The 2,461-nt window shown below is 66.4% G+C and carries 2 protein-coding genes; both read right to left on the bottom strand.

The features are described 5' to 3' along the window. Nucleotides 1-769: 769 nt before the first annotated feature. Nucleotides 770-1,270: a hypothetical protein gene (locus ACZ7LB_RS31910; RefSeq protein ID WP_471473180.1), complete on the bottom strand. Its 501-nt coding sequence runs from the start codon at nucleotides 1,268-1,270 to the stop codon at nucleotides 770-772. A 62-nt stretch (nucleotides 1,271-1,332) separates the two neighbouring features. Further along, nucleotides 1,333-1,587 carry a hypothetical protein gene (locus ACZ7LB_RS31905; RefSeq protein ID WP_471473178.1) on the bottom strand — a complete coding sequence of 85 codons (255 nt, stop codon included), beginning with the start codon at nucleotides 1,585-1,587 and terminating at the stop codon, nucleotides 1,333-1,335. Nucleotides 1,588-2,461 lie beyond the last annotated feature (874 nt).

Genomic DNA, 2,461 nt, shown 5'->3' with positions numbered 1-2,461 from the left:
CTGAAACAACTCCCACAACTCATCCGGCACCAGCCGCTCAACGATCCCCACCATGACCGACAGCCTACCGACTCCATCCAAATGAGATGACTTCTTAACCGAGTCGATCGCGCACCTCGACCAGTCCGGTCACCGCGGGAACCGAGTTCGTCGAGGCCAGGTGCAGCCCTGAGGTTCCCCCGAGATGCGGGGAACCTCAGGGTGAGGTTCCCGTGGGTTCAGTCCGCGCTCACCTTGTGAGCCCGTATGAAGCCGTGTCACCGGCCGCAGACGACGGGGGCGCTGACGGCCGCCAGGCACAGACCAGCCCGGGCAGGTGGAGCTCACCCATGCCGGGATCCCCGCGCAGCGCGTCACCGGCAAGGGGGAGGGCCTACTGCGCCACGCCGCGCACAGTCGGGCTCGCCCGCGGCATCAGCAGCGCCGGCCGCTGGCACAACAAGCGGTAGGCCGGGCCGTCCCTCCCGGTCTCCCCACGGGAGGGCCGACGCCTGCCCGGGTATCCCCTCCGCCCCGGTGTGGTGTGAAGCCGGGGTGGAGGAAGGCACGAGGGCCACCCGGATCCCCGGGCGGCCCTCGTTTGAGTCCGAACCCTCGGGCGTGGCCTGCCCGCCGGCGTGCTCTGTTCCTGAGACGATGGGCGACCGGACTGTTCTGCTGCGCCTGTCAGGAAGGGATCGCTCGCCATTGTGTGAGAGCGTCCCGTAACTGCTCGGCGCCGGCTACTCGTTCGGCCGGAGCGCACCGCAGCATGATCTGATCTCCATGACTATCGTGGCAGACCGGCCTCGGCGGCCCGGTGGAAGACATCCCCGCACTTGGGGCACGGTGTCGGCGAGCGTTCGGCAAGGACGACCAGTGCATGTCGTACTGCCCTGCTCAGCCGGATGAGCTGAAGGCTGTACTGGTCACCCTCGTAGGCGTAAAGGCGGAAGACTCTGAGAGCGTGTTCGTCGCGCTTGTCAACAAAGGTGCCCGGGAGCCCGGCGAGCAGTTCGAAATCCTGCTTGCCGATCGCCGCTTCGGCCACGGTCCTGACGGCCAGGGTGTCGAATTCCGCTGCGGGCACGGAAGCGTCCGCAGCGGCAGCATGGGCCGCCAAGGCCGTGACGATCTCGATCAGCCGCTCTCCCACTGCTGTGTCGATGCCCCAGGCCCACAGGTTTTCGCGGCGACGATCCTGGCGCCACGGCTCCTGGTCCACCAACGGCAGCAGGACACGGCCAAGGCGAACGCACCGACGCCACACCATGTCGTGATCCGAGGTCATGGCCGTTCCTCTCTCCAACGGGTGGCACGCCTGAAAACAGACGCAGGCCCGCCAGCTTCCCCCTACACCCAGGGCACGTACAGTACGGGGCTGTTCGCCGTCCCCGAGCCATGGGAGCCGCCCTTGCTCACAAGGGTTCCGTACGTCGTGGTGCGGAAGGCAGCGGTCGGCTCGCCGGAGTGGTGCACGCATTCCTGCGCTGCGGTCGACGACCGCAGCGGCGGCGCGCAGTTGGCCTGACGCGCGGTCCCGATCGCCATCCACCTGTTCGAGTGCTCGTTGTACAGCTCGAGGTCCACCTCACTCGTACAGGCCACGGGCCCGCCCGAGCATGACCCGATGCCTCCGGTACCGGTCATCCGGGAGGCGCTGTGGATGGGCTCGGAGGCGTAGAAGACGCAGTCTGTGATGGCTGCCGGACTGGAGTCCTGCGTAGTCACCTTGATGTCCGGCGGGTCCGGATTCGGCGGCGGTTCGGCCAGAGCCGTCGCAGGGCTCGCGGCAGTCATCTCATACTGGCAGCGATCACACCTGCCATGGTCCTTATCCGCATGAGTTCTCCCTCTCTTTGCATACATCCCAACTGGCTATCAGTCAGGCAGTCTTGCCTGATATCAGACCGTAGATGCGGAACAAGGGGCACAGCAGGCCCGTACCGGCTAACACCTTCTCTTCTGCCTCACGAGACGACATCAGGTTCAGGAAGAGGCACTGCGGGCGTGCGCGATCGAGGCTGCCTGTTCCGGCTCGGGGAGGGCGCCGAAGCCGACGCGCGCAGCGCGGCGGTCTGCCGCTTCACGTCCCCTCCCCCTGGGTCGCACGGCGGGGCCTGGTGCCGGGCTAGGTACGTATGTGTCTTCTCGCCGGAGACGCTCCCGAGGCACAGTACTGCCCCGGCCAGAGTGTCAATCCCCTCGAACTGTGGAGTCCTTCCTATGCAGCCAGTCCCACGGTGAGGCCGGCCCAGTACTCGTTTTCGTAGTCGATCGGGCTCTTGAACCCGCACACGCTGTGTAGTCGGCGGGTGTTGTAGAAGTCGGTGATCCAGGTGGCGATCCATGATCCGGGCCTCGGTGCGGGTGCGGAATGTGTGACGGTGGACGTACTCGACCTTCAGGACGCTGTTGAACGCCTCGCTGACGGCGTTGTCGAAGCACGAGCCGACTCGGCCCATGGACTGGGTGACGCCCA

The organism is Streptomyces sp. NPDC107521, from assembly GCF_055598485.1.
This window is presented reverse-complemented; position numbering and strand designations above follow the sequence as displayed.

Excerpts from the sequence above, each read along its gene's own strand:
- ACZ7LB_RS31910 (WP_471473180.1), bottom strand. The coding sequence starts at position 1,270 with ATGACCTCGGATCACGACATGGTGTGGCGTCGGTGCGTTCGCCTTGGC.